This is a genomic window from Cupriavidus taiwanensis LMG 19424, from assembly GCF_000069785.1.
In the GTDB taxonomy this organism is placed as follows: Bacteria; Pseudomonadota; Gammaproteobacteria; order Burkholderiales; family Burkholderiaceae; genus Cupriavidus; species Cupriavidus taiwanensis.
This window is the reverse complement of record NC_010530.1, coordinates 1,076,613-1,099,746: the sequence shown is the minus strand read 5'-3', so window position 1 is coordinate 1,099,746 and position 23,134 is coordinate 1,076,613. Positions and strand designations below refer to the sequence as shown.

Annotated in this window: 15 protein-coding genes; 5 read left to right on the top strand and 10 right to left on the bottom strand. The window is 63.0% G+C overall.

The features are described 5' to 3' along the window. Positions 1-20: 20 nt before the first annotated feature. The 10 genes from RALTA_RS30660 to RALTA_RS20640 form a co-directional block, all read right to left on the bottom strand. Positions 21-188 carry a hypothetical protein gene (locus tag RALTA_RS30660; protein WP_167330465.1) on the bottom strand — a complete coding sequence of 56 codons (168 nt, stop codon included), beginning with the start codon at positions 186-188 and terminating at the stop codon, positions 21-23. Positions 189-397: 209 nt separating this feature from the next. Further along, entirely contained in the window at positions 398-820 is a 423-nt protein-coding gene (locus RALTA_RS20675) for a VOC family protein (RefSeq protein ID WP_012355870.1), read from the bottom strand. Between the two features lie 29 nt (positions 821-849). Continuing rightward, positions 850-1,965, bottom strand: a complete 1,116-nt coding sequence (locus RALTA_RS20670; RefSeq protein ID WP_012355869.1) for an NADH:flavin oxidoreductase/NADH oxidase — start codon at positions 1,963-1,965, stop codon at positions 850-852. Between the two features lie 401 nt (positions 1,966-2,366). Continuing rightward, positions 2,367-3,530, bottom strand: a complete 1,164-nt coding sequence (locus RALTA_RS20665; protein ID WP_242405302.1) for a T6SS immunity protein Tli4 family protein — start codon at positions 3,528-3,530, stop codon at positions 2,367-2,369. 681 nt (positions 3,531-4,211) lie between these two features. After that, positions 4,212-5,564 carry a T6SS immunity protein Tli4 family protein gene (locus RALTA_RS30655; protein WP_012355867.1) on the bottom strand — a complete coding sequence of 451 codons (1,353 nt, stop codon included), beginning with the start codon at positions 5,562-5,564 and terminating at the stop codon, positions 4,212-4,214. 56 nt (positions 5,565-5,620) lie between these two features. Next, positions 5,621-5,977: a hypothetical protein gene (locus RALTA_RS30975; RefSeq protein ID WP_012355866.1), complete on the bottom strand. Its 357-nt coding sequence runs from the start codon at positions 5,975-5,977 to the stop codon at positions 5,621-5,623. Between the two features lie 378 nt (positions 5,978-6,355). Then, on the bottom strand, positions 6,356-7,756 hold the full coding sequence (locus RALTA_RS20655; protein ID WP_012355864.1) for a T6SS immunity protein Tli4 family protein: 1,401 nt from the start codon (positions 7,754-7,756) through the stop codon (positions 6,356-6,358). A 12-nt stretch (positions 7,757-7,768) separates the two neighbouring features. Next, complete coding sequence (locus tag RALTA_RS20650) at positions 7,769-10,768, bottom strand: phospholipase D-like domain-containing protein (protein ID WP_012355863.1); 3,000 nt, start codon at positions 10,766-10,768, stop codon at positions 7,769-7,771. Positions 10,769-10,778: 10 nt separating this feature from the next. Continuing rightward, positions 10,779-14,075: a type VI secretion system Vgr family protein gene (locus tag RALTA_RS20645; protein WP_012355862.1), complete on the bottom strand. Its 3,297-nt coding sequence runs from the start codon at positions 14,073-14,075 to the stop codon at positions 10,779-10,781. Between the two features lie 146 nt (positions 14,076-14,221). Continuing rightward, complete coding sequence (locus RALTA_RS20640) at positions 14,222-15,064, bottom strand: hypothetical protein (RefSeq protein WP_012355861.1); 843 nt, start codon at positions 15,062-15,064, stop codon at positions 14,222-14,224. A gap of 273 nt (positions 15,065-15,337) precedes the next feature. On the opposite strand from RALTA_RS20640, the gene RALTA_RS20635 reads away from it, so the two are divergent. The 5 genes from RALTA_RS20635 (at position 15,338) to tagF (ending at position 23,105) form a co-directional block, all read left to right on the top strand. Then, complete coding sequence (locus RALTA_RS20635; protein WP_012355860.1) at positions 15,338-16,195, top strand: M15 family metallopeptidase; 858 nt, start codon at positions 15,338-15,340, stop codon at positions 16,193-16,195. An 87-nt stretch (positions 16,196-16,282) separates the two neighbouring features. Then, positions 16,283-16,552: a PAAR domain-containing protein gene (locus tag RALTA_RS20630; RefSeq protein WP_012355859.1), complete on the top strand. Its 270-nt coding sequence runs from the start codon at positions 16,283-16,285 to the stop codon at positions 16,550-16,552. 58 nt (positions 16,553-16,610) lie between these two features. Next, a complete protein-coding gene (locus RALTA_RS20625) occupies positions 16,611-18,098 on the top strand; it encodes a hypothetical protein (protein WP_012355858.1) in 1,488 nt (495 codons plus the stop codon). A 64-nt stretch (positions 18,099-18,162) separates the two neighbouring features. Further along, the gene (tssM, locus tag RALTA_RS20620) at positions 18,163-22,119 is read left to right on the top strand and encodes a type VI secretion system membrane subunit TssM (protein WP_012355857.1); all 3,957 of its coding nucleotides are present in this window, start codon (positions 18,163-18,165) and stop codon (positions 22,117-22,119) included. Next, positions 22,116-23,105, top strand: coding sequence for a type VI secretion system-associated protein TagF (tagF, locus tag RALTA_RS20615; protein WP_012355856.1), 990 nt, complete (start codon positions 22,116-22,118; stop codon positions 23,103-23,105). The genes tssM and tagF overlap by 4 nt, the downstream gene beginning before the upstream one ends. The last annotated feature ends 29 nt before the right edge of the window (positions 23,106-23,134 follow it).

Genomic DNA, 23,134 nt, shown 5'->3' with positions numbered 1-23,134 from the left:
TCACGCCGGGGCCAGGGCCGTCAGCCGCCCGAATGCAGCGGCGACAGCGAATAGGCCAGCACCAGTCCCGCCACGATCGCCGGCGACCCCAGGCGGATCGCCGTGCTGCGGGACAGGATGCCCAGATACACATACAAACACACCAGCACCATCGCAGTCACATACAGCAGGCTGTCATAGACTTGCATGGACGTCTCCCTTGCCATTGTTCTTATTGCTTTACTTCGGTGGGCTGCCAACGGGGCGGGATGCGTGGGGTATTGCGGAACTGCGTGGGGGGCGCTCCGTCGACAGCATGCTATGGCTGTCTGTTGCAAGGATAGTCCGTACTTCGGCGGCGCGTGGCAATTATGGAAATCCCTCTGCGGCGCTGCACCAGCAGCGGTGGCGGGTCGGCTCAATCGGCCGGCAGCATCTCCGGGTTCCATGCGATTTCCCACAGATGCCCGTCCGGATCGTGGAAGTAGCCGGCATATCCGCCCCAGAAGGTGTCCTGTGCCGGCTTGATCACGCTTGCCCCCGCCGCCAGTGCCTGCGCCATCACCGCATCGACCTCGGCCTTGTCGGCGACGTTATGGGCCAGCGAGACATCGGTCAGCGCGCGCGGCGTTACCTGCAGTCCGGCATCATGCGCCAGGCTGGCGCGCGGCCAGAGCGCCAGCTTGAGGCCCGCCTGCAGGTCAAAGAACGCCACCGCGCCGTGCTCGAACTGCTCGCCGACAATGCCGGCGGTAGGCAGGCCAAGCCCGTCGCGATAGAAGCGCACCGCACGGTGCAAGTCATCGACACCCAGCGTGATCAGCGTAATCCTCGGTTTCATGGCAGCTCCTCACATTGTTGGCCGACAGCCTAGCGCTGTCCAAACGCTGCACCTGCAAACAGGTCTTTCAGTTCGCGCGGCTGCGAACGCCAGTATTGTCTGGGCGCCTGCACGCTCGCGCCGAGGCGCGCCGCCGCATGCCACGGCCAGCGGGGGTCATACAGCATGGCCCGCGCCAGCGATACCGCGTCGGCTTCCTGATTGGCGATGATCGCTTCGGCCTGTTCCGGTTCGGTGATCAGGCCCACTGCAATCGTCGGCAGGCCTACCTCCGCCTTCACCCGCTGCGCGTAGGGCACCTGATAGCCGGGCCCGAGCTTGATCGCCTGCTGCGGCGAGACTCCGCCGGTGGTCACGTGGATCGCCGCGCAACCGCGCGCCTGCAGGGCCTTCGACAAGGCTACTGTGCCTTCGATATCCCATCCGCCGGGCACCCAGTCGGTTGCCGAGATGCGCATCCATACTGGCCGCTGCGCCGGAAACGCCTCGCGCACCGCGTCGAACACTTCAATTGGGAAGCGCATGCGGTTCTCCAGGCTGCCGCCGTATTCGTCGTCGCGGTGGTTGGCCAGCGGCGACAGGAACTGATGCAGCAGATAGCCATGCGCGGCGTGGATCTCGATGCCATCCAGCCCCAGCCGCGCCGCGCGCCTTGCCGCAGCGACAAAGTCATCGCGCACCTTGTCCATGCCTGCGCGATCCAGCGCCACGGGCGCGACTTCCCCAGCGCCGTGCGGCACCGCAGAAGGCGCCACCGTATGCCACCCACCGGGCGCATCGGGGGCAATCTGCTGGCCGCCATCCCACGGCGCCTGGCTGGATGCCTTGCGGCCGGCGTGTCCTAACTGGATCGCGATCGCAATCGGCGAATGCGCGCGCATCGCCTGAATCACCCGACTCAGCGCAGCTTCGTTGTCATCCGAATACAAGCCGAGATCGTGCGGCGTGATCCGCCCTTCCGCCGAGACCGCCGTGGCCTCGACGATCAGCATGCCCGCGCCCGACAGCGCCAGTGAACCCAGGTGAATCATGTGCCAGTCGCCCGCGTTGCCGTCGTGGGCGGAATACTGGCACATCGGCGCGATTGTGATGCGGTTGGCAAGGGTGAGGCCGCCGATGGCGAGCGGCTCGAACAGTTGGCTCATGCGTGGTGCTCCTAGCGGGAATCCTGCTGTCGTTGCGGACAGGAATCCCGATTCTAGGCCCATGCCGGCGTTGCTGCAGACGGCTGATCATTGTCCTGCACCACGCTCGACAATCCAGCCTATAATGCCGCCGCTGGCCGGCTCCGAAATAGAGCGCCACGTGCATGGCGTTTACGGAAGGAAAGTCAGGAAATAGCTGGCCGGCGAAAGCTCAAGCGCCGTGTTCACCAGCAGGCACCCACGATGCTATCCATCGTAGTCTTGAGATCGCGTGCCTGATGGCTTTCCCGCACGCGACCATCATCTCGGCCATGACCAGTGTGAAGCCATAAAGCCATGCACGCCTCGAACCCGAGGTTAGAACCCTTGGAAAGTCGGAAAAGCGCAGTCTGTCCACCTCGCTATTGGATGCCGACCAGCTCCGGCATCGGCGGAGTTGTCGGCCGCAGGCGGATGCTCTTGAGCAACGCATCCAGCCGTGGGCGTGCCTGCTCGTAAGGTGGTGCGTCCTTCGTCAGTTTCGGGTAGGAAGCCCGGGCTGCCGACTCCATCACCACCTCGATGGTCGGCAAGATCTGCGATCCTGCCCATCCTGCGTATCCTGTGTAGACGTGGTAGCCCTCCCGCGGTGGCTGGCCGGGGCGCTTGGCTTCCACCACGATTCCTCCCTGTTCTGAGGTCAGTGCTCCAATCTTTGCGGGACGAGGACCCAGGCGCTGCTTCACCGTTGTGTTTTCAGGCAAGTGGCTGAGCAATCCGGTCGCCGAGCGACCGGTCGCGTTCAGTATCGTTGTCTCCGATGCTCCACCGCCAGGAATGGCGGCCACACTAAGCGTGTAGATGACAGCGGGGCTGTCACCAAAGCGGAAGGAAGTGGAGATCTTGTTGCCATAGGTGCCGTCGTCGCGCAAGAACGCATAGGGCAGGCAAAATCCGCGATCCTTGGGAATCTCGTAAAGCTCACGGGGTTGAAGTTTGCCAACCAGCTCGCGCAGGGCACTCTCGGCGATATTCCATTGATCTTCAGTCGGCTCAATATAGTTCTCAAAGCCTCTTAACATCGATTGAAAGGCAACAATGTGTTTGCCCAACACAATTGCGCCGCGGAAATAGGGCTTGGCCGCCTTTAGATCGGCCCGAAACGCCGCACTATTCAGTCGGCGTAAGTCAATTGCCTTTCGATGCTGGCCAGACTTGATATCCTCGAGCTCTTTTTCGAGCCTTGCCCTTTCGTCAGCTACGTGCTCCTTGATCCCAGGCCCAAGGAGCTCCGGTCGCCTCTTATACATGTCCTCCGTTTCCTTCTGCAGTTCCAGGGCACGGCTCAACCCGCTGAGCGCAGCGGAATTCATTTCCTCCCTGTAGTTCAAAAACTCCTCACGCAACTTTGGAGTTACGGGGCCATACACCGCGAACACAGTATTCAGTTGACTGGTTTCAATTTGAATTCTTCCTTTACCCGCTCCGTCATCAAAATGCTGGAAAAGTCCGTCAAATGATCCATTCTTACTGGTCGCGGATGAAACCGCCCATTCCACTATCATCTTCTCCGATGTGTCAAACATCAGTCTACCCAGACATTCTGACTTATGGTCGGCAGGCTTGGCATACGTCGGTGCCAGCGCCGCGCGTCGATCCTCACGGCTGGGGTTCGGTATTTCGACTCGTTTCCCAAAGCGATCTACCCCCGATGTGGTCTTCGACTCCTCTGCCTGGCCGCGCGGACCACAGGCAAACAATGTCATAACGGCACAAATGGTAGCTGTTCGCCTCAGCAATTGCTGTGGTCTTCTTCTGGACATTAAGTGAATACCCTTACTCAAACTCACGTATTGGCTCGATCCGATTTGGAAAAAGCAGTCGCTGCGGTCTGCTGCCCACGGTCCGCCTCTGGGTCAAGATCCACATTTGCCAACGTAGTCAGATTCATCTTTGAATCATTGCTTTCGCCAAGTGTCCATTGAAGCGGCAACGCAACGATAAAGCCTCGAATTTCAGCAGCGCCTCCCTCAGCTGTCAAAGACCCGGCGATATCGTCCGTGCCCTTTAGGCTCCCGGCGGGTCGCCGCGCCCTTTGCCAATACGACCTCCTATCGATCGTAGTCTTGTGATCGCATGTCTGACGGCCTTCCCGCACGCGACCATCATCTCGGCCATGAGCAGTGTGAAGCCATAAAGCCAATGCACGCCTCGAACCCGAGGTTATAACCATTGCAAAGTCAGAAAAGCGCAGTCTGTCCACCTTGCTATTGGATGCCGACCAGCTCCGGCATCGGCGGAGTTGTCGGCCGCAGACGGATGCTCTTGAGCAACGCATCCAGCCGTGGGCGTGCCTGCTCGTAAGGTGGGGCGTCCTTCGTCAGTTTCGGGTAGGAAGCCCGGGCTGCCGACTCCATCACCACCTCGATGGTCGGCAAGATTTGCGATCCTGCCCATCCTGCGTATCCTGTGTAGACGTGGTAGCCCTCCCGCGGCGGCTGGCCGGGGCGCTTGGCTTCCACCACGATTCCTCCCTGTTCTGAAGTCAGTGCTCCAATCTTTGCGGGACGAGGACCCAGGCGCTGCTTCACCGTTGTGTTTTCAGGCAAGTGGCTGAGCAGTCCGGTCGCCGAGCGACCGGTCGCATTGAGAAGCGTGGTTTCGGAAGCACCACCGCCTGGGATTGCGGCGACACTGAGCGTGTAGATGACTGCGGGATTATCGGCCAGCCGGAAGGAGCCGGAGATCTTGTTGCCATAGGTGCCGTCATCGCGCAGGAACGCATAGGGCAGGCAAAATCCGCGATCCTTGGGAATCTCGTAGAGATTGCGAGGTTGAAGTTGACTGACTAGCCTGCGAAGGGCGTCCTCGGCGACTTGCCATTGATTTTCTGTTGGCTCAGCATAGTTTTCAATACCTCTGAGCATTGACTGGAATGCTACAATGTGTTCGCCCAACACGATCGCACCATGCATGTATGGCTTGGCGGTGTTAAGCTCAGCACGAAATGCCAAACTGTTGGGGCGTCTAAGGTCGATCAATTTTCGGTATTGATCCGCCTTAAGTTCCGCAATGCTTTTTTCTGTAGCGGCGATCTCAGCACCGAGATTAGTGATCGTATTAGGCCCAGGAGGATTGGACCTAAAGCGTTCCTCCCTCTCCTGCAATACGTTAAGAGAGCGCCCAAGGTTTCGCAACAGCGCGGCATTACCATCGGCCCTGTATGAAAAGAAACTCTTGCGCAACTCCTCTGTAATAGGACCATACACTGCGAACTGCGTTAGCAATTCCTTGGTTTCGATCTCAATATTCCCCCGGCCCGCCCCATCATTGAAACGCTGAGATAAATTTTCGAACATGCCATCGCTGGCCTGCGAAGGGATCGCCCAGTAAAAAGTTAAGTTAACCGGAATATCAAAAATTTGCCGACCCAAACACTCAGCATGGCTTGCTTCCACAGGACCATAATTGAGGGCAAGTGCAGCCAAGCGGTCCTCTCGGGTCGGATTCGGTATTTGCACACGATTACCGAATCGATCCAAGCCAGTCACGGTGTTGGGCTCCTTTGCTTGCCCGCCCTGCCCGCACGCCAGCAGCGCCACCACTGCAACGGGTACCATGAATAACCGGAAGCTGTATCTCACCGTCTGTACCTAAAAAAAGATTTCGCAATGATTTATACGTTGACTTGATCCGACCGAGACGGAGCTGTCGCCGCGGTTTGTTGCTCGCGAGCCGTATCACGCTCCATGTCAACGTTCGCCAATATCGTCAAATTCATTTTCGAGTCGTTGTTTTCATTGAAGGTCCACATGATTGGAAGTGCCACAATGAAGCCCTGAATACCAATCGGCGCGCGCTCAGACAGGAGTTTCCGGGCATCCCAGGTAAAGCAATTGTCGCGTGGTTGCGGACTACGCCAGAAGCGTTCATTAAACGGCGTGTACCCTATCAGCTTAGCCTGTTCATAATCGCATGTGGGCCAGATGGAACTATTCCCCAGACTGTGGCTGCCAAACACCAGCGACTGCATCGTCAGATGCTGTGCGTCATGATGTTGATCGTGTCCAGTGTCCCTTCCGGGTGTACCGGCAACACCATGTAGACATGGAACGGTTTGCCGTCGTAGATGGCCCGTGTAATACGGTCACCCAACGCCTTGCAAATCGGATTCTTCAGGGACTTTTGAGACGGGCCCAGGGCACTGAATCCGTTGTACGGCGCGCCGATGACGAAAGGCTGGGGTCGATATCGTCGTCGGCGAACAGTCTTGGGATCGCATGTCTGACGGCCTTCCCGCACGCGACCATCATCTCGGCCATGAGCAGTGTGAAGCCATAAAGCCAATGCACGCCTCGAACCCGAGGTTATAACCATTGCAAAGTCAGAAAAGCGCAGTCTGTCCACCTTGCTATTGGATGCCGACCAGCTCCGGCATCGGCGGAGTTGTCGGCCGCAGACGGATGCTCTTGAGCAACGCATCCAGCCGTGGGCGTGCCTGCTCGTAAGGTGGGGCGTCCTTCGTCAGTTTCGGGTAGGAAGCCCGGGCTGCCGACTCCATCACCACCTCGATGGTCGGCAAGATTTGCGATCCTGCCCATCCTGCGTATCCTGTGTAGACGTGGTAGCCCTCCCGCGGCGGCTGGCCGGGGCGCTTGGCTTCCACCACGATTCCTCCCTGTTCTGAAGTCAGTGCTCCAATCTTTGCGGGACGAGGACCCAGGCGCTGCTTCACCGTTGTGTTTTCAGGCAAGTGGCTGAGCAGTCCGGTCGCCGAGCGACCGGTCGCATTGAGAAGCGTGGTTTCGGAAGCACCACCGCCTGGGATTGCGGCGACACTGAGCGTGTAGATGACTGCGGGGCTGTCACCAAAGCGGAAGGAAGTGGAGATCTTGTTGCCATAGGTGCCGTCGTCGCGCAGGAACGCATAGGGCAGGCAAAATCCGCGATCCTTGGGAATCTCGTAAAGGTTACGGGGTTGGAGCTGGCTGATCAATTTGCGTATAGCGCCCTCAGCCACCGCCCATTGCGCTTCCGTAGGTTCAACATAATTCTCGAAGCCCCTCAACATCGACTCGAAGGCCACAATGTGTTTACCCAACACAATTGCGCCGCGCAGATAGGGCTTCGCAGCTTTGAGATCGGCGCGAAGCGCCATACTATCAGGACGTCCGAGATCAATTGCCTTCTCGTATTGATCTGCCTTGATATCTGCCAGTTCCTTTTCGAGTTCAGCCCGGTCTTTAGCCAAGCTCTCTTTAATACCAGGACCAAGAAGCTCCGGCCGTCTTTTGTACAGTTCTTCGTATTCTTTCTGCCGCTTCAGGGCATCCGACAACCCACTAAGCGATGCGGCCTGCATGCGAACTCTGTACCCGAGAAATTCTTCGCGCAATTCTGGGGTAATTGGCCCATATACAGCCAATACTGTCCGCAGTTCTCGGGTTTCGATCTCAATATGACCCTTACCTGTCCCATTCTCAAAATATTGAGATAGATTTTCGAACACTCCTTGATGACTAGTTTTTCTCGGAGTAGCCCATTCCAATTCTGCCGCAACAGGTACATCGAAAGTCAACCTGCCGAGGCATTCGGCCCGAAGCCTATCGTTGCTAATGTACTCGGGCGCCGTGGCTTTGATCCGATCCTCCCTAGTCGGGTTCGGTATCTCTACAGGACGGCCAAAACGATCAGTGCCGGTTGTCGTTTTCGATTCTCGCGCCTGACCACTCTGTCCGCAGGAAACCAATGCCACCACCGCCATCAATATGGCCCGACTTAGCAAGCCCTGAGAAGCCATCCGAATTTTCATCAAAAATCAACCTTAGGAATAGGCATCGGCTTGACCAGATTGCGATGGACTTCTCGATGCAGTTTGCCTCTCACGATTCACTTCGTCTTCGGACTCGACATGTGCCAGTGTAGTCAAATTCATTTTTGAGTCATTGTTTTCCCCGAGTGTCCACATAACCGGCAAGGCTACAATGAATCCTCGCACACCACTGGGTGTACTCTCGGACAATATCTGCTTTGCATCCCACGTAAAGCTATCGTCCCTTGGACGCTCCTCGCGCCAGAATCGCTCGTTAAACGGCATGTAGCCCCTGAGCTTGCCATTGCTGTCATCCCAAGTAGGCCAAACCGAACTGCGACTTTTCGACCTAGGCACATATGGAAAAGCTTTATCATAAGCTTCGGCATTAGTCTGTGCCACTCTCTGAACGGCCTGCCAAGTATCAAGATCCCCAGGCCCATCAAGTATGCTGGGCAGACCCAATTCTGTAGCCGGCGCAACACCGCCCATCAGTCCAAAATGCTTTTTCCACAGTGCTTTACGCAAACCATGTGCGAAAGTGCCAACCGGCTGTACAAGCTGACCATCCAAGCGCACTGACATTGCTTTGTCATCATGAATGACAACCGCTAGCTCTGAATCCCGGTCACCGAGCTGGCTTCTATCGTTGATATTGGCACTGCCTAATACTACGACCCGATCGTCTGCTATCAGGAGCTTGCTATGAACATAGATCTGCTCAGTCACAGGTCTACCATGCAACACGTCCCAGTTACGCAAGTTAAGCAGCGTCAGATATTTCTGCCATTCTCCTTGACGAATGTTCCTATTAAGATCTTCTATCTTGGCGCTTTCCGCGGCATCCCTCGCCCTCTTCACCTCCATCTTCCGCTCACGCACATACTTCATCGCCAACAGCGCACGTCGAATCCGATTCACCAGACTGTGGCTGCCAAACACCAGCGACTGCATCGTCAGATGCTGTTGCGTCATGATGTTGATCGTGTCCAGTGTCCCTTCCGGGTGTACCGGTAACACCATGTAGACATGGAACGGTTTGCCGTCGTAGATGGCCCGTGTAATACGGTCACCCAACGCCTTGCAAATCGGATTCTTCAGGGACTTTTGAGACGGGCCCAGGGCACTGAATCCTGCGATTTGCGCTTGCGTGGCCATGACCCGCTTCAGGTCATTGACAAAGTCGGCGCCGCCTCCCCTGATGTCCCGCTGGACGTCGTCGATCTGGCTCCACTTGAGGGACTTATAGATCTGTCCGGGCGGCACGCCGAGGATGCCAAGTTGCGCGGCATATTTTTGATATCCCGGCGACCCCTTGACGTCCATCAACGCATGCATCGGTCCTGAAACAGGGGCACCGCCGTCCGCTTCCTCGTTCCCGATCATCGTGCTCCCATAATCGGACTGAAAGAACTGACCCTCGATGTAGATAAAATGCGACGCGCCCTCGATGTTCTTCAGCATTGCGCTCAGGCAGCTGCTTTCCGCAACGCTCGGCGTAGTCTTGTCCGCCTCTCCGGCAGCTTCGGCGACCCGCATCTTCTTCGGGGCGCTTCGGAGAACCTGGACCCAGCATGACCCTGGTTGAGCCTTGGATCGGACAGGCCGGTGCGCAGCGCCGATGCGGGGTGCCTTGAGGCGGGCCGCGATGCCGAGGTGCCGCAGCAGCGCGTCGACCGTTTTGCCATCGCTGCGCTCATACTGCAGGGCCACGCCATTCCAGCGCCGTACGAAATTGCGGCTCAGGTCATAGACCGATGGTCCTTCGATTCTGCAATGCACGTCATGCCACGGCATTCGAGGCTGCACACTGCTGTCGGGGCACTTCCCGCCGGCGGGCAAGAGCTTTCCTAGTTTCTCAAGATTCGCATAGCACTGCTTGCGCTGACTGCCTTCCGCCTGCAGGGCCAGCACCAGGCGCATGACAAAGGCCTGGATCGTATCAGCTGTATTTTGCAGAAGGCTGGGCGGCAAGCTGTCAAGTGTGGCGCCATTCAGCCATGCCATCAGCGCGGTGGTTGCGTCCGCCACCTGCGCGCCGCCGTATTCGCGCAATTTTTCGACCTTGGTCTGAAGGGTTGTTCCCAGCTGCTGGTAGGCCCATTTGCTTGCATCGGCTGCGGTTTCCTGGGCCGCATCGATGACCTTGTCCTGGGCCTTGCGCACGAACTCCGGTACGACATCGCTGGTGACCCACCAGTCAGAGATTTGCTTATTGACGTCCTTGATCTTGTCGCTAGCTGAGGAATACGCGTCCATTGCCCCAGCGAGCGGCTTCATCGGTGCGGATAGAAAGAACTGCGCCGCACGACCCGCCTTGTTATCGAAGCAAGCCGCCACCAGTTCGGCGCGTGTCAGGTATGCCGTTTGTTCTACGCTGCTGAGGCTATGAATCGCCGGCACGCAACTGTTATAGAACTCGCTGCCCTGCCGCCCCTCTGCCTTGAGCGAATACTTGCCATCATCCCGGCGGCCGTAAGCGAGATCGATGCCACCCACGTACGCAAACTTGTTATCGATGACGACCAGCTTCTGGTGATGCGAGAAGGCAATGCCCAAGGCCCCGGGTTGATCGCACTGCGACACCGCCGGCAGGACGAAGGCTCGCGGCGACGGCAGGCCGGCGTTGAGCTGAATCACCGTTAACGCGGTCTCGAGGTCTCCCGTGTCGACGCCGACCTTGGGAGACATCCAGGGCATGACATAAACGCTGGCCCCGTTCCGGACGGCGGTACGCAGACAATTCCAGAGCGTCTTCTTTCCAGTCAGCACGACGTCGAAATTCACTTGCCAGCCGGTGATAAATACGCTGGACTGCGCCCCTTCTATCGCCCTGGCAACGTTGTCGAAGTATTCTGTCCCCGTGACAAAGAACTGCACCGCGTTACCCTTCACGGGTTCGGAGAAGACGTCCTTGCCGTGCACGAAGCAGCCGGGCGCAGAAGTCGCCGTCTTTGCGGCCTTCTGGTCTCCACCAACGATCTGATACACCTGCTTGTCTGGCGCACCCATAGCTTCTTATTTACTGAGTTTTTTTGTAGATCTGGTTGGACGATCCTGCAGCTAGCGCATCGCGGGCATAGCGCAGCCGTTGCTGCGTATTGTCATCCGACATCGATTGCGGTAGCCCACCACTGAAGTCACCGGCATTGAGTGCGTGGCGGGCCGCCTCCGCGTCCGTCCAGGCCGGATCCTGCTCGGCAACGTGCACGCGAACAGTCGGCCCGGGATATACCAACCAGGTATTGGCTGGACTGGCGCAATAGGCGCGCGCCACGGCTTCCTGCTGGGTCTGGCTGAGTACCACGTTGCCATCCGCGTCGGTAACGCCATGTGCCACCAGTTCGTCGTCAGCCACCATGCCGAGTCCCAGCGGCGCTTCGCCCACAGCGATCTTCCAGGGCGCGTAAGCCAGCGCGTGCCCGCCTTCGCCCGGGGTATTTGCCAGCCGCATGCGGAATTCCATGGGCTTGTAAGGCATCGGGGCTTGCGGAAATTCGGGGAGCGGGTAGGCAGTATTCACCGGCCCCTCGAATTTCCTCTGCGCCGCCTTGTAAGTAATCGCCCGTGGGCACTCCACCGTAATATTCCCGCCCTCGATCAGTATCGACGCTCCGCCCGCCGTGGCAATGCGGATCCGTTTCGCCGCGGCGAAATCCACGTTCATGTTGGCCGACACCACGGTCAGGTCGTCCCGTGCCGCCAGCTTTAGCAAATCGTGCTGCGCCTGGATATCGATATCATTCTGCCCCGCCGTCAGCTGCAGGCCGATATTGTTGTCCCCAGCGCCCGACAGGCCCGCCGCGACCCCAATGGCCTGTCCGGCGTGTACGCGGGCCTGGCCAGCTACCGCGATGCTGCTGTCCAGGCCGCTGGCCAGTGCCACGCTTTCGCCGTTGGCAATCTGCAGGTCCTGGCCGGCAACCAGCGTCAGCCCGGCGCGGCCGTTGAGGTGGACCATGGCCGCGGCCTGGTGCGGAACCTTGCCGGGAGTCGTCGTGTTGCCGCTGGATGCATCGTCCCTGGCCGCTTCCAGCGCTTGTCCGTCGACCATGCCGGACGCAGCCTGGGCCTGCTTCGGCAAAGGGGCGTCGCCATCCTTGCCGGTCGACAGCGCCTGCGTCTGGTGCGCGGTCGCGCCCTGGCTCAGGGTCTTGACCAGGTCGCTCGCCTGCCGCAGCAGCGCGATGCCGGCGGCGTTATCGCCGGTGGGCAGCGCACGGCCGGTAGCCGCGTCGCGGTAGGTGGTTAGCAGCAGCCCTGCCTCGCCGCGCACGGCGGCGTGGCCGTCGGTGCGCAACTCGAAGCCCTGGCCGCGGAAGCTGCCACGGCGGTTGTCCTGCTGGTGGATCAGGTGGCCAAGATTGAGCTGGGTCGACTGCAGCGTGGTGGCCAGTTGCGTGCGCAGCTGGCCGTCGCTGTCGTCCAACACCAGCTGGTTGTAGCCCTTGCCGCCGTGTTCCTGGCTCTTGAAACCCGTCAGCGCGGCGGCATTGCGATGGCCGTCTGGCTGCGCGCCCAGTCCGTGCCAGGCGGGGCTGTTGCCCCCGGCGAGGTTGCCTTGCGCGCTGGGGGCGCTGTCGGTGCCCTGAGCGTACAGGGACTGACTGTCGCTGCCCGTCGCGGCGCTCTTGCCGCCGGGCGTGGGTGCGTGGCCCGCTTCACCCTGGCCGTTGTACAACGCGCCGATGACGAAAGGCTGGTCGATGTCGTCGTCGGCGAACTTGACCAGCACTTCCTGCCCGATGCGCGGCAGCCACTGCCAGCCCATGCCGGCGCCGGCCTGGCGCTGTGCGACGCGGATCCAGCGGCTGCTGCGGTCGTCGGCGCGCTCGCCGCGCTGCCAGTGGAAGCGCACGCAGATCTCGCCGGCTGGGCTGGCGTGGTGTTCGGCGTTGCCATGGGCCTGGGACTGGCCGTCAGGGCCGACGACGATCGCGCTGTGTACCCCCAACGGCTTGGACCGGCTGTAAAGACGCGGACAATCGACGTCAAGGACACAGGCACGCCATGGGCGGCGGGCGTCGATGGCGCGGAAGATCGCCGCGTAGCCCTGTTCGCGTGCTGCCGTCTGCAGGGCTTGCGAAGGGGCCAGGCGCACTGGCTCGTGGTCCGGTAGCACGCCCAGCAGCCCGGGTGTTGCCTCCGGTGCGTCGGGTGCCGCTGGGGGTGCGTCGAAACACAAGGCTGCCTCGAGCGGCCCAATGCGATCCGCCAGCGCAGCGCGTGTGTCGGCGGCCAGGTTGTTGATGCCGCAATGCTCCACCGCATCGAGCAGCAGCGGATATCCAGCAGCGTCGTCTTCCTGCAGCGGCAGGTGCGGGCAGCCATTGACGGTCAGGCGCATGCCGCTGCGCAGCGTGCGCACGGACGCCCGACCGGTGAACAGTAGCGCGCGGGCTTCGACGGCTTCCATCACCTGCTCGGCAACGCGCTGCGCGCTCGCGCCGTCGGGCGCCAATGACAGGCTGACGGACAGGTACGGATCCGGGCTCACCGCCCGGCCGGCATTGCCGACATAACGTGCCGGCGCGTGGCCGCGGATCGCTCGCTTGGCCTCCGGGTCCCATGCCGTCACGGCCACGCCGCCCACAGTCGCACGGGTCTCGCACGCCAGCTGCTGGATGGCATCGGCCGATTCCTGGCTGTGCGCGCGATGGAAGCGGATGCCGCCGCCTGCCGCGGATTCTTCGTCTTCCGGCAATTGCGCGCTGTCGGCAAAGATCACCACCGCATGCCCGCTGGGGGCTTCCTCGTCTTCCACGACGGTATAGCCCAGGCCGGCCTCTGCCAGCAGGCGCGACAGGAACTGGTAGTCGGTTTCGCGGAACTGCGCGACATGGGCACGCTCGCCGATGGCGGCAATGCGCGCCTCGGCGCCGGCCGCGTAGCGCCATTGCGCGTGCGGCGCATAGGGCTGCAGCACGGCCTCGATGATGCTGTCGAGCTTGCGGTTCTGGAACACCTGGCTGTTGCGCTGCTGCGTGGTCAGCCACAGCCACGGCACCACTGTCAGGCGATATCGCGCCAGGCCCCCGTAGGCGCCGAGCTTCTCGGCCTGTCGGATAAGGCCGGTGCGGCGCGACTGGCCGCCGCCGGCGAGCGTGGTCAGCAATGTGACCCGCTGGCCAAGCAGGCTGTCCAATGGGATATCGGCGTTGGCGCTGACCACGACGATGCGCGACTCGGCCAGCGCGGAAACGCCTTCCCGGCCGATCCAGGCTTCGACGGCGAGTTCGCCCAGCACGCCCTCACCTTCCAGGGCATACAGCCGGTGAGCCGCGCTGAAAAGATGCTGGTAAAGAGTGGTTACATCCATTCGCTGTCCATTCGTGCAGCCGCAACTGCTTCAGGGGCCGGCATGCCGGCGACGCTACCGTTGGGTGCCCGCCCAGGATTGCAAGGCGATGCGGCGCATGCCGGCCGCCACGCCGATGTCTGTCTTGAATCGAACCGTCGCCGGGTTCAGTTGCGCGTCTTGGCGGTAGACCGCGTGCTGGCCGTCGTGCTGATCGGCTTGCCCTCGGGTTGCGACAACAGTGCCGCCAGCACCTCGGCATCGGGGTCCGCCGCGCTGGAAGTCGACTTGCGGCGTGTTGCCTTCGACCTGGCCGAAGGACTGGCCTTGGCGACGGTCTTCTTGTCTTTGGTAGTCGCAGCGGTACTCGTGGCGCTCTTTTCCGCTGGCGCCGTCGGCTTCGACGTTGCCGTCTTTTTGATATTTTTGCTGACTTCGGCAGTCTTCGGTCTGGCTACGGCTGGTTGGGTACCGAGAGAAGTCAGCGCGGCCAGTGTGGTCGCCCCCGCGACGGCGCCTGCGGCGCCCGCTGCAACAGTCGCGCCGTCTGCCTTGCCGAGCCGATCCAGAGCAGGATCGCTACTGTCTGCATCGATGATCGTGGCGGGCGGCGGCTGGGAATTCCCTGCAACCGATTGGGCGGATTCGGCTGACACCGCGGAAGCGACCGGCGCCGATGCGTGGGTATTGCCGGCCATCGCCTGCTCACCAGAGGCGGCTGCGTCAGCATTCGACTGCGCGGGAGCCCCCGTATTGCCTGCCTGCATCGACCCGGGCGCGTCGGTTTTCGGGTCCAGCCACAGCCAGCCAGCCACAGCCGCAGTGGCAACAGCGACCATGCCCGCCCCCAGGTAGCGCCGCACAGGCTTCCTGGCCGGAGCCTTGGCCGCCATCGGCACGCGGCCTTCCAGACTGGCCAGGATGCGGGTGTGCCCGGTAGCGCCGGCATCGGGCTCAGTGCCGAAGAGCGTTGGTGGCGCTGGCGGCTTCACATCGTCGCTATTGCTCATCTGTCATCAAGAAATTTGAAATAAAATGCGCGGCGGACGCTACCGGCCGGATTTACAATTACCGAGCCGTTGTGTCATATATGGCAGATTCGATCATTTTGGCCTTAGACTTCCGGATTCTACGGCTGGCATCGTCGAAAGACAAACCCGATACGGGGGACACCACCCCGGATTGAGATCAAATCGAATGCAGATGTAAAAAATACTGAATATGCTTGGCACCCTTTGCGCGGGCTTCGCCGCCGGGGCGCAGCCCAGCCCGGTCAGGTAAGCATGGTCTTTGTCGCACTGGTCCTCTATTTCGTGTTGATGGTTGCCGCTGCTGCCGTGCTGCTTCTTCCCGCAGTACGGCAGCGCTGCTTTGCGGCAGCGCGCTCGCAGTGGCGCCGCCTGAGCACCAGTGCGGCATCTGCGGGCTCCCAGTCGGCCAGTTCGATCCGCCACTCGGTGGGCAGCGCCACCACCACACTGGCTTCGGCCCGTGACTTCCTGGCCAAGCGCCGCGCACTGGTGCTGGCCGCCGCGGGGGTGGTGACCTTGCCGCCGGTGCTGGCGCTGGCGTTGCGTCACCGGCAGGTCTTCCAGTTCGAGGACGATGACGGTGTGCGCGAACCGGATCCGCAGATTGCCGCGCTGCTCAATGGCGAGCGGCTGGTGCCGCCGCCACCGCTGCCGCCAGAGGTGTTCACCACGCGCGAAGTGGAACTGGTCCGGCCGGCGATCCGCGAAGCCAGCCGGGATTGGGAGCAGCTGGATGCCGAATTCAGGCAGCGGCTGCTGCTGGTCTACAAGATCATGCGCGACGAGCACGGCTATGAAATGGCGCTGCTGGAGGGCTACCGCAGCCCGGAACGGCAGGCCAAGCTGGCGGCGATGGGCAGCCATGTGACGCAGGCCGGGGCCTACCACAGCTACCACCAGTTCGGGCTGGCCGCGGACAGTGCCTTCTACCGCGACGGCAAGCTGGTGATCAGCGAGAAGGACCCTTGGGCCATGCGCGGCTACGAGCTGTATGGCCGCGCCGCCGAGTCAGCCGGGCTGGTCTGGGGCGGCCGCTGGAAGATGATGGATCTCGGGCACGTCGAGTTGCGCCGCCCGGGTGTGCTGGGCAAACGGCCGGCGCAGCAATAACGGTACGAGCGCCTCGCATGGCGGGGCTGGCAGGAACATGGATACAGGACCGGCAGCGGTTGGCCGGCGCAATTTGGGGAGAGCGTAGTGGCACGTCCTTTCATTCTGCTGGGCGACAAGACCGACCACGGCGGCGTGGTGATCACCGCCTCGGGCAATACCACCACCAATGGCCGGGGCATTGCGTGCGTGGGGGATCGTGTCACCTGCCCTCGTTCAGGCCATGGCGGCACCACCGTCATCGTCACCGGCGACCCCAACGTCATCATCGACGGCCGTGCCGCCGCGCGGCACGGCGACAAGACCGCTTGTGGCGCAACCTTGCTGTCCAGCCAGGGCTTGACCGGCAGCGCATGACGTCCCGGCACCGAACGGCCGTTTCAAACGCCCTTGCGCCGCTTCTCGACACGAAACCATGTTTCCAAGACTGATCAAGTCCACGCTGATCCTGTTCGCGGTGTTCGCCGTGGTGTGGGTCGCGACCATTGCCTGGTGGCAGTCGATCAACCGGATGCCGACCACCACGGATATCGTCACGCATCTGGTGCTGATGCCGGCGGGCATGGTGGCGGCCTACGTGGTCATCAAGCGCGCCCTGGACGGGATCCGCACCAATGTCGCGGCCACCAGCCACGCTCCCGCCACTGCGGCGCCCGGAGGGGCCGGCAATGCCGCCGAGGGGGCGCAAGCAGAGCCCAACGATCCCACCCGTACCTGGCGCGCCGCGCTGCTCGCTACCGCTGTGCGCACGCCCGCCGGCAATGCGCCCGATGCGCTGGCGGAGGCCGCCAAGGCCGGCAACCGCCCGGGCCTGGTGACGCTGGATGGCCTGCCGGCGCCTGTCTTCGCTGCACAGATCGAGTCCCTCGATATCGAAAGCCTGCGCACGGAATTCGGCGCGCGCACGCCCGATCTCGTCTGGGACGATGAGGCTTTGCGCGCGCTCGCGCTCGCGGCCGAGGTCAGCGACGAGCTCGCCATGCAGGCGACGGTCTACGCGCCGGCCGGCCACGACATGGCCGTGCCGGACAGCACCGTGCCGCTGGTGGCCACCCTGCTGCTTCCGCGCGGCTGGCCGGAACCGCTCCAGGCCGCGGCAGGCGACTGGCTGCGCGAGCGCTTGTCCCAATACTGGCCAGCCGCGCGACTCACGCTCGAAGCCACGGCCGCGCGCGGCGACGGCGATGCCCTGCTATTGCTGGACCGCGCCACCCAGGCCGTGAACCGTCCGGTCGATGGCCAGCCGGCGCTACGGATGCTGGTAGCCGCCGATTCACTGATCGGGGCGAATGCCGTCGAGGCACTGGAACAGGAAGACCAGCTCTTCAGTGCGCGCTGCCCGCATGGCCGGACTCCCGGCGAGGCCGCGGCCGGCGTGCTGCTGGGCGCGCACCAGCCTGCCGCCGCCGAGACCGGTACGGACAGGGATGCCGACGCCCAGGCCGAGAGCGCACCGATCCTCGTTACGCGCACGGCAATGGCCCGCCTGGAAGCGCCAACGGCAGACCGCGGCCAGCCACAGCTCGAGGCACTGGCCCAGGCTGTCACCCAGGCGCTCGAAACCATTGCCGGCAAGGCCGAAGCCGCGCCCGAGGCTGCAGCGGACACTGCGGCGCAGTCCGAAGCAGGCCCGTCGGCAGTGGCAGCCATCGTCACAGACACTGGCGTCCACCCCGTACGAACGGTTGAAATCGCCCAGGTCGTCAGTACCCGTTTCCCCAAGCTAGACCCTGTCGCCGATCTGCTCGCGCTGGGCCTGCCATGCGGCTATGCCGGCGCCGCCGGTGCGCTGCTGCCCGTGGTGGTGGCCCACCAGCTGGCGCTCGATGGCGGCCGACCCGTGCTGGCACTGAGCGCCGGCGACGCCCAGCAGCGCGGCGCCATCGCGATCCTGCCGGCGTGATCCAGCGCCACACCCGAACCGCGCCCCCCCCCGAATCCCGAATTGCTCCCGAGCCAAAGGCAACATGCATCGCATCCTTAACTTCCTGAGCCACACACGCACGCTGTCGGTATTCGGCGTGGTCGTGCTGACCGTCTTCCTGTTGCTGATGGCGCAGACCTTCGAAATCGGGCTGGCGTGGGTCGCCATCGTCCTGGGCGTGTTGTTGCTGGCGTGGCTGGCCACCTACTTGTGGAAGCGCTGGCGTGCGCGCCGGGCCAGCGGCAAGCTCGAGGGCATCCTCGAGCAGCAGGCCGACATGGCCGCCAAGGCCGCGCCGCCCGACAAGCGCGACGAGGTCGAAGCGCTGCGCACGCGCCTGGCCAGCGCCGTGAAGACTATCAAGACCTCCAAGCTGGGCCAGATGTCGGGCAGCGAGGCGCTCTACGAGTTGCCCTGGTACATCGTGATCGGCAACCCCGCGGCGGGCAAGAGCACGGCGGTGCTGAACTCGGGCCTGCAGTTTCCGTTCGCCGACAAGAACAGCGCCGTGATCCACGGCATTGGCGGCACGCGCAACTGCGACTGGTTCTTCACCACCGAAGGCATCCTGCTCGATACCGCGGGCCGCTATGCCGTGCATGAAGAAGACCGGCGCGAATGGCTAGGCTTCCTGGACCTGCTCAAGCGCTACCGGCCCAAGGCGCCGATCAACGGCATCGTGGTCACGGTCAGCATTCCGGAACTGACGCAGAACCGGCCCGAGTTCGCCATCAACCTGGCCAAGAACCTGCGCCAGCGCGTGCAGGAGCTGACCGAGCGGCTGGAAGTGTTCGCGCCGGTCTATGTGATGTTCACCAAGGCCGACCTGATCACCGGCTTTACCGAATTCTTCGGCGACAACGAGAAGCAGGAGCGCGACCGCGTCTGGGGCGCCACACTGCCCTTCGCCCCCGAAGAGCGGCGCGATGTGGCGGCCGTGTTCGACCAGCGCTTCGACGAACTGTGCGACGGCCTGAAAGAGATCAGCGTGGCGCAGATCGCGCAGCACCGCAACGGCAAGCTGTCGCCCGGGCTGCTGAGCTTTCCGCTCGAGTTTGCCTCGGTCAAGCCCACGCTGCGCGCCTTCCTGGTCACGTTGTTCGACGAGAACCCGTTCCAGTACAAGCCCGTGTTCCGCGGCTTCTACTTCACCAGCGCGGTACAGGAGGCCAGCACCACCAGCGTCTCGGCCGAGCGCATCGCGCGCCGTTTCGGGCTCAAGCTGGAAGGCGTGGCCGGCAGCCGCGAGGTGTTCTCGAAAAACGGCTTCTTCCTGCGCGACCTGTTCTCCAAGGTGATCTTCGCCGACCGCCGCACCGTGCGCCAGTTTGCCAGCCCCGCCAAGACGCGGCTGCGCTTCGCGACCTTCTTCGGGCTGGTGCTGGTGCTAGGGCTGCTGCTGGGCGGCTGGACCTGGTCGTTCCTCGGCAACCGGCAGCTGACCGCCAACGTGCAGGCGGACCTGGACAAGATCGTCAAGATGCAGCAGAACCGCGTCGACCTGCAGGCGCGGCTGGAAGCGCTGGACATCCTGCAGGACCGCATCGAGCAGCTGGAACGCTTCCGCGCCGACCATCCGCTGGCGCTGTCGCTGGGCCTGTACCAGGGCGACACGCTGCAGCACAAGCTGCTGGACGAGTACTACAACGGCCTGCGCCAGGTGATGCTGAAGCCAGTCGGTAGCGCTATCGAGACCTTCCTGGCCGAAGTCAACGCGCATCCCGAGCAGCTTGCGCCGATGGTGCGCCCGCCGGAAACCGGCGCAGTCGTCGCGACCTCGCTGCCCGCGGCAGCGCCTGCGTCGGCCGCAGCCGCCACGGCAACGATGCCCGCCGCCACGCCCGCCGCGGGCAAGCGCTACACCGATGCCTCCCCCACCAACGTGGAAGACGCGTACAACGCGCTCAAGACCTACCTGATGCTGGCGGACAAGCGCCACGTCGAGGTGGCGCACCTGACTGACCAGATGACCCGCTTCTGGCGCGGCTGGCTGGAAGACAACCGCGGCAACATGCCGCGCGAGCAGCTGATCCGTTCGGCCGAGCGCAACCTGTCGTTCTTCCTGGCCCGCGTCAACGACGACAACTGGCCGCTGCTGGAAGGCAACCTGTCGCTGATCGACCAGTCCCGCGAAAACCTGCGCCGTGTGGTGCGCGGCATGCCAGCGCGCGAGCGCGCCTATGCCGAGATCAAGGCCCGCGCTTCCACCCGCTTTGCCCCGATGACGGTGGCCCGCATCGTGGGCGACACCGGCGCCTCCGTGGTCGCCGCCAGCTACGCCGTGCCGGGCACCTTCACGCGCGAGGCGTGGCTAGGATACGTGCAGCCCGCCATCCGTGAGGCCGCCAGCAAGGAACTGCAGAGCAAGGACTGGGTGCTCAACGTAGCCGCACGCGACGACCTGACCCTGGAAGGCAGTCCCGAGCAGATCCAGAAAACGCTGGTCACGATGTACAAGACCGAATACGCGCGGGAATGGCAGCGCTTCATGCAGGGGGTGACGATCCAGGATTTCGGCAGCTTCGAACAAGCCGTGGCCAGCATGAACCTGCTGGGGGACCCGGCCAACTCGCCGATCCGCAAGGTGCTGGACACCGCTTATGAGCAGACCTCGTGGGACAACCCGTCGCTGCTCAATGCCGGCCTGAAGCAGGCCAAGTCCGGCATGCTCGACTGGTTCAAGCGCCTGATTTCGCGTGGCACGCCCTCGCAAGTGAGCGTCAATGTCGATGTCAGCGGCGCGAATACCGGCGCCGGCACCATCCCGATGGGCCCGGTCGGCAAGGAGTTCTCGGGCCTGGCGCGCATCGTCGTCATGCATGACAACAACTCGATGCTGCGCGGCTATATGGAGTCGCTGTCGAAGGTGCGCACGCGCTTCAACCAGCTTAAGAACCAGGGCGATCCCGGCCCCGGCGCGCGCCAGCTGATGCAGCAGACGCTGGACGGCAATGGCTCGGAGTTGGCCGATGCGCTGAAGTATGTCGACGAGCAGATGATGACCGGGCTCACCGACAGCCAGCGCCAGGCGCTGCGGCCACTGCTGGTGCGCCCGCTGCTGCAGTCCTACGCCGTGGTCATCCGCCCGGCCAGCGTGGAGATCAACAAGGTGTGGAACGCACAGGTGTACCAGCCGTTCAGCCAGACCCTGGCGACCAAGTATCCGTTTGCCTCGGATGCCAAGATCGAAGCCAGCGCGGCAGAGATCGGGCAGATCTTCGGGCCGGAGGGCGCGATCGCCAAGTTCACCACCGCCACCATCGGCCCCCTGTCGGTGCGCCGCGGCGACATGCTGGCCGCACGCACCTGGGGCGACCTGGGCCTGACGCTGGCGCCGGAGTTCACAACCAACTTCACGCGCTGGGTGGCGCCGCTGACCGGCGGCGCGGCAGGCGGCAGTGGCGGCGCCACGGCCGCGGCGGCGCAGCAGACGGTGTTCCAGATTCTGCCGACGCCCGCGACCGGCACCACCGAGTACACCATCGAGATCGACGGCCAGCAGCTGCGCTATCGCAATACGCCGGCGCAGTGGGCCAACTTTGTCTGGCCTAACCCGCAGGGTTCGCCGGGCGCGAAGATCACGGCAACGACCTTCGATGGACGTTCCGTCGAGCTGCTTAACGAGCCCGGCCGCTTCGGCCTCGAGCGCCTGATCGCGACCGCTGCGCGCAAGCGCCGCCCGGATGGCGCCTTCGACCTGACATGGAGCCGCGACAATATCGCGGTCAGCGTGGCGCTGCGCATCATCAGCAGCCCGCAGACTGCGGGCAATGCCAGCGCTTCCGACTCGCCGCAAAGCCAGGGGCTGCGCGGCCTGCGCCTGCCGACCGCGATCGCTGACGCCAATGCGCCGCTCAATGCAGCTACGCCGCCGGCCGCTTCGCCGTCGACTTCCCCCGCGGCGCCTCCGTCCGCCCCCCCTGCCCCGAACCCGCAGGCCAGCGCGCAGGGCAACGCGCAGGCCTCGGCCCAAGTCAACCAAGGAGGTACGGCGCAATGAGCCAGCCGACCCAACTGCAGCTGTCCTATTTCGGCAAGATCCCGTCCCGGGGCGACTTCGTCAAAAGTGCCAACAACACCCAGCTGCTCGATACGCTGGACCGCTGGCTCGCGCAGGGCATGGAACTGCTGGCCGAGGACCCGGCCTGGAAGGCGTGCTATGACGCCTGGAAGCCAATGCACTTCGCGTTCCTCGGCTCGCAAAGCAAGCTCGCCATCGCCGGTGCGCTGATGGCCAGCAGCGACCTGTCGTCGCGGCGCTTCCCGTTCCTGACGGCTGCGGCGATGGAAGTGGAACGTCCCTTGCAATTCATCGCCCGCAGCCCGCTCGCGCTGGCCCGCCTGTGGACGCGTGCCGGGCAGCAGATGCATGCGCTCGCACAGGCTGCCGATGCCACCGAAGGCCTGCAGCAACTGGCCCAGGCCCAGCTGGGCGTGGAAACCGGTGCCGGCGCCCAGACCCACGATGCAAGCTTCGCCGACTTCATCGACTTCCAGACCGTGGCCGGCCTCGAACACATGCTGGCCGGCCAGGGCCAGCATGTGCGCTTGCGCCGCACGCTGCTGGCGCTCGGCATCCTGCTGCAGCCGCTGATGTCGTCTGGCTCCTCGCACCTGGAAAAAGGCCTGACCCTGCCGCTGCCCGCCGACCCGCTCTACCGCAGCCTGGTCGCGAGCTTCTGGCTGGAACTGGTATCGCGCTTCCTGCACCGGGCCGACTTTGAACTGTCGATCTTCCTGGGGCAGATCGGCGGCAACGAACGGCTGGTGATCGGCTTCAACGGCGCTTCGTCACGCACGCTGCACGGCGTGATCTCGCCGCTGGCCTATGCCGAGCAGAACATCAATATCGATGACCCGGAATGGGTCGAGCAACACGTCAACGGAGACTACGGCATGGCCAAGTTCGTCAGCTACATGGACCAGCCGCAGCTGTCGCTGCGCCTGGCGCTCGACACCTTCCGTGAAGTCTTTGCCGGGGAATGAGCATGGGTGTCAATGCAGTACGCAACCGG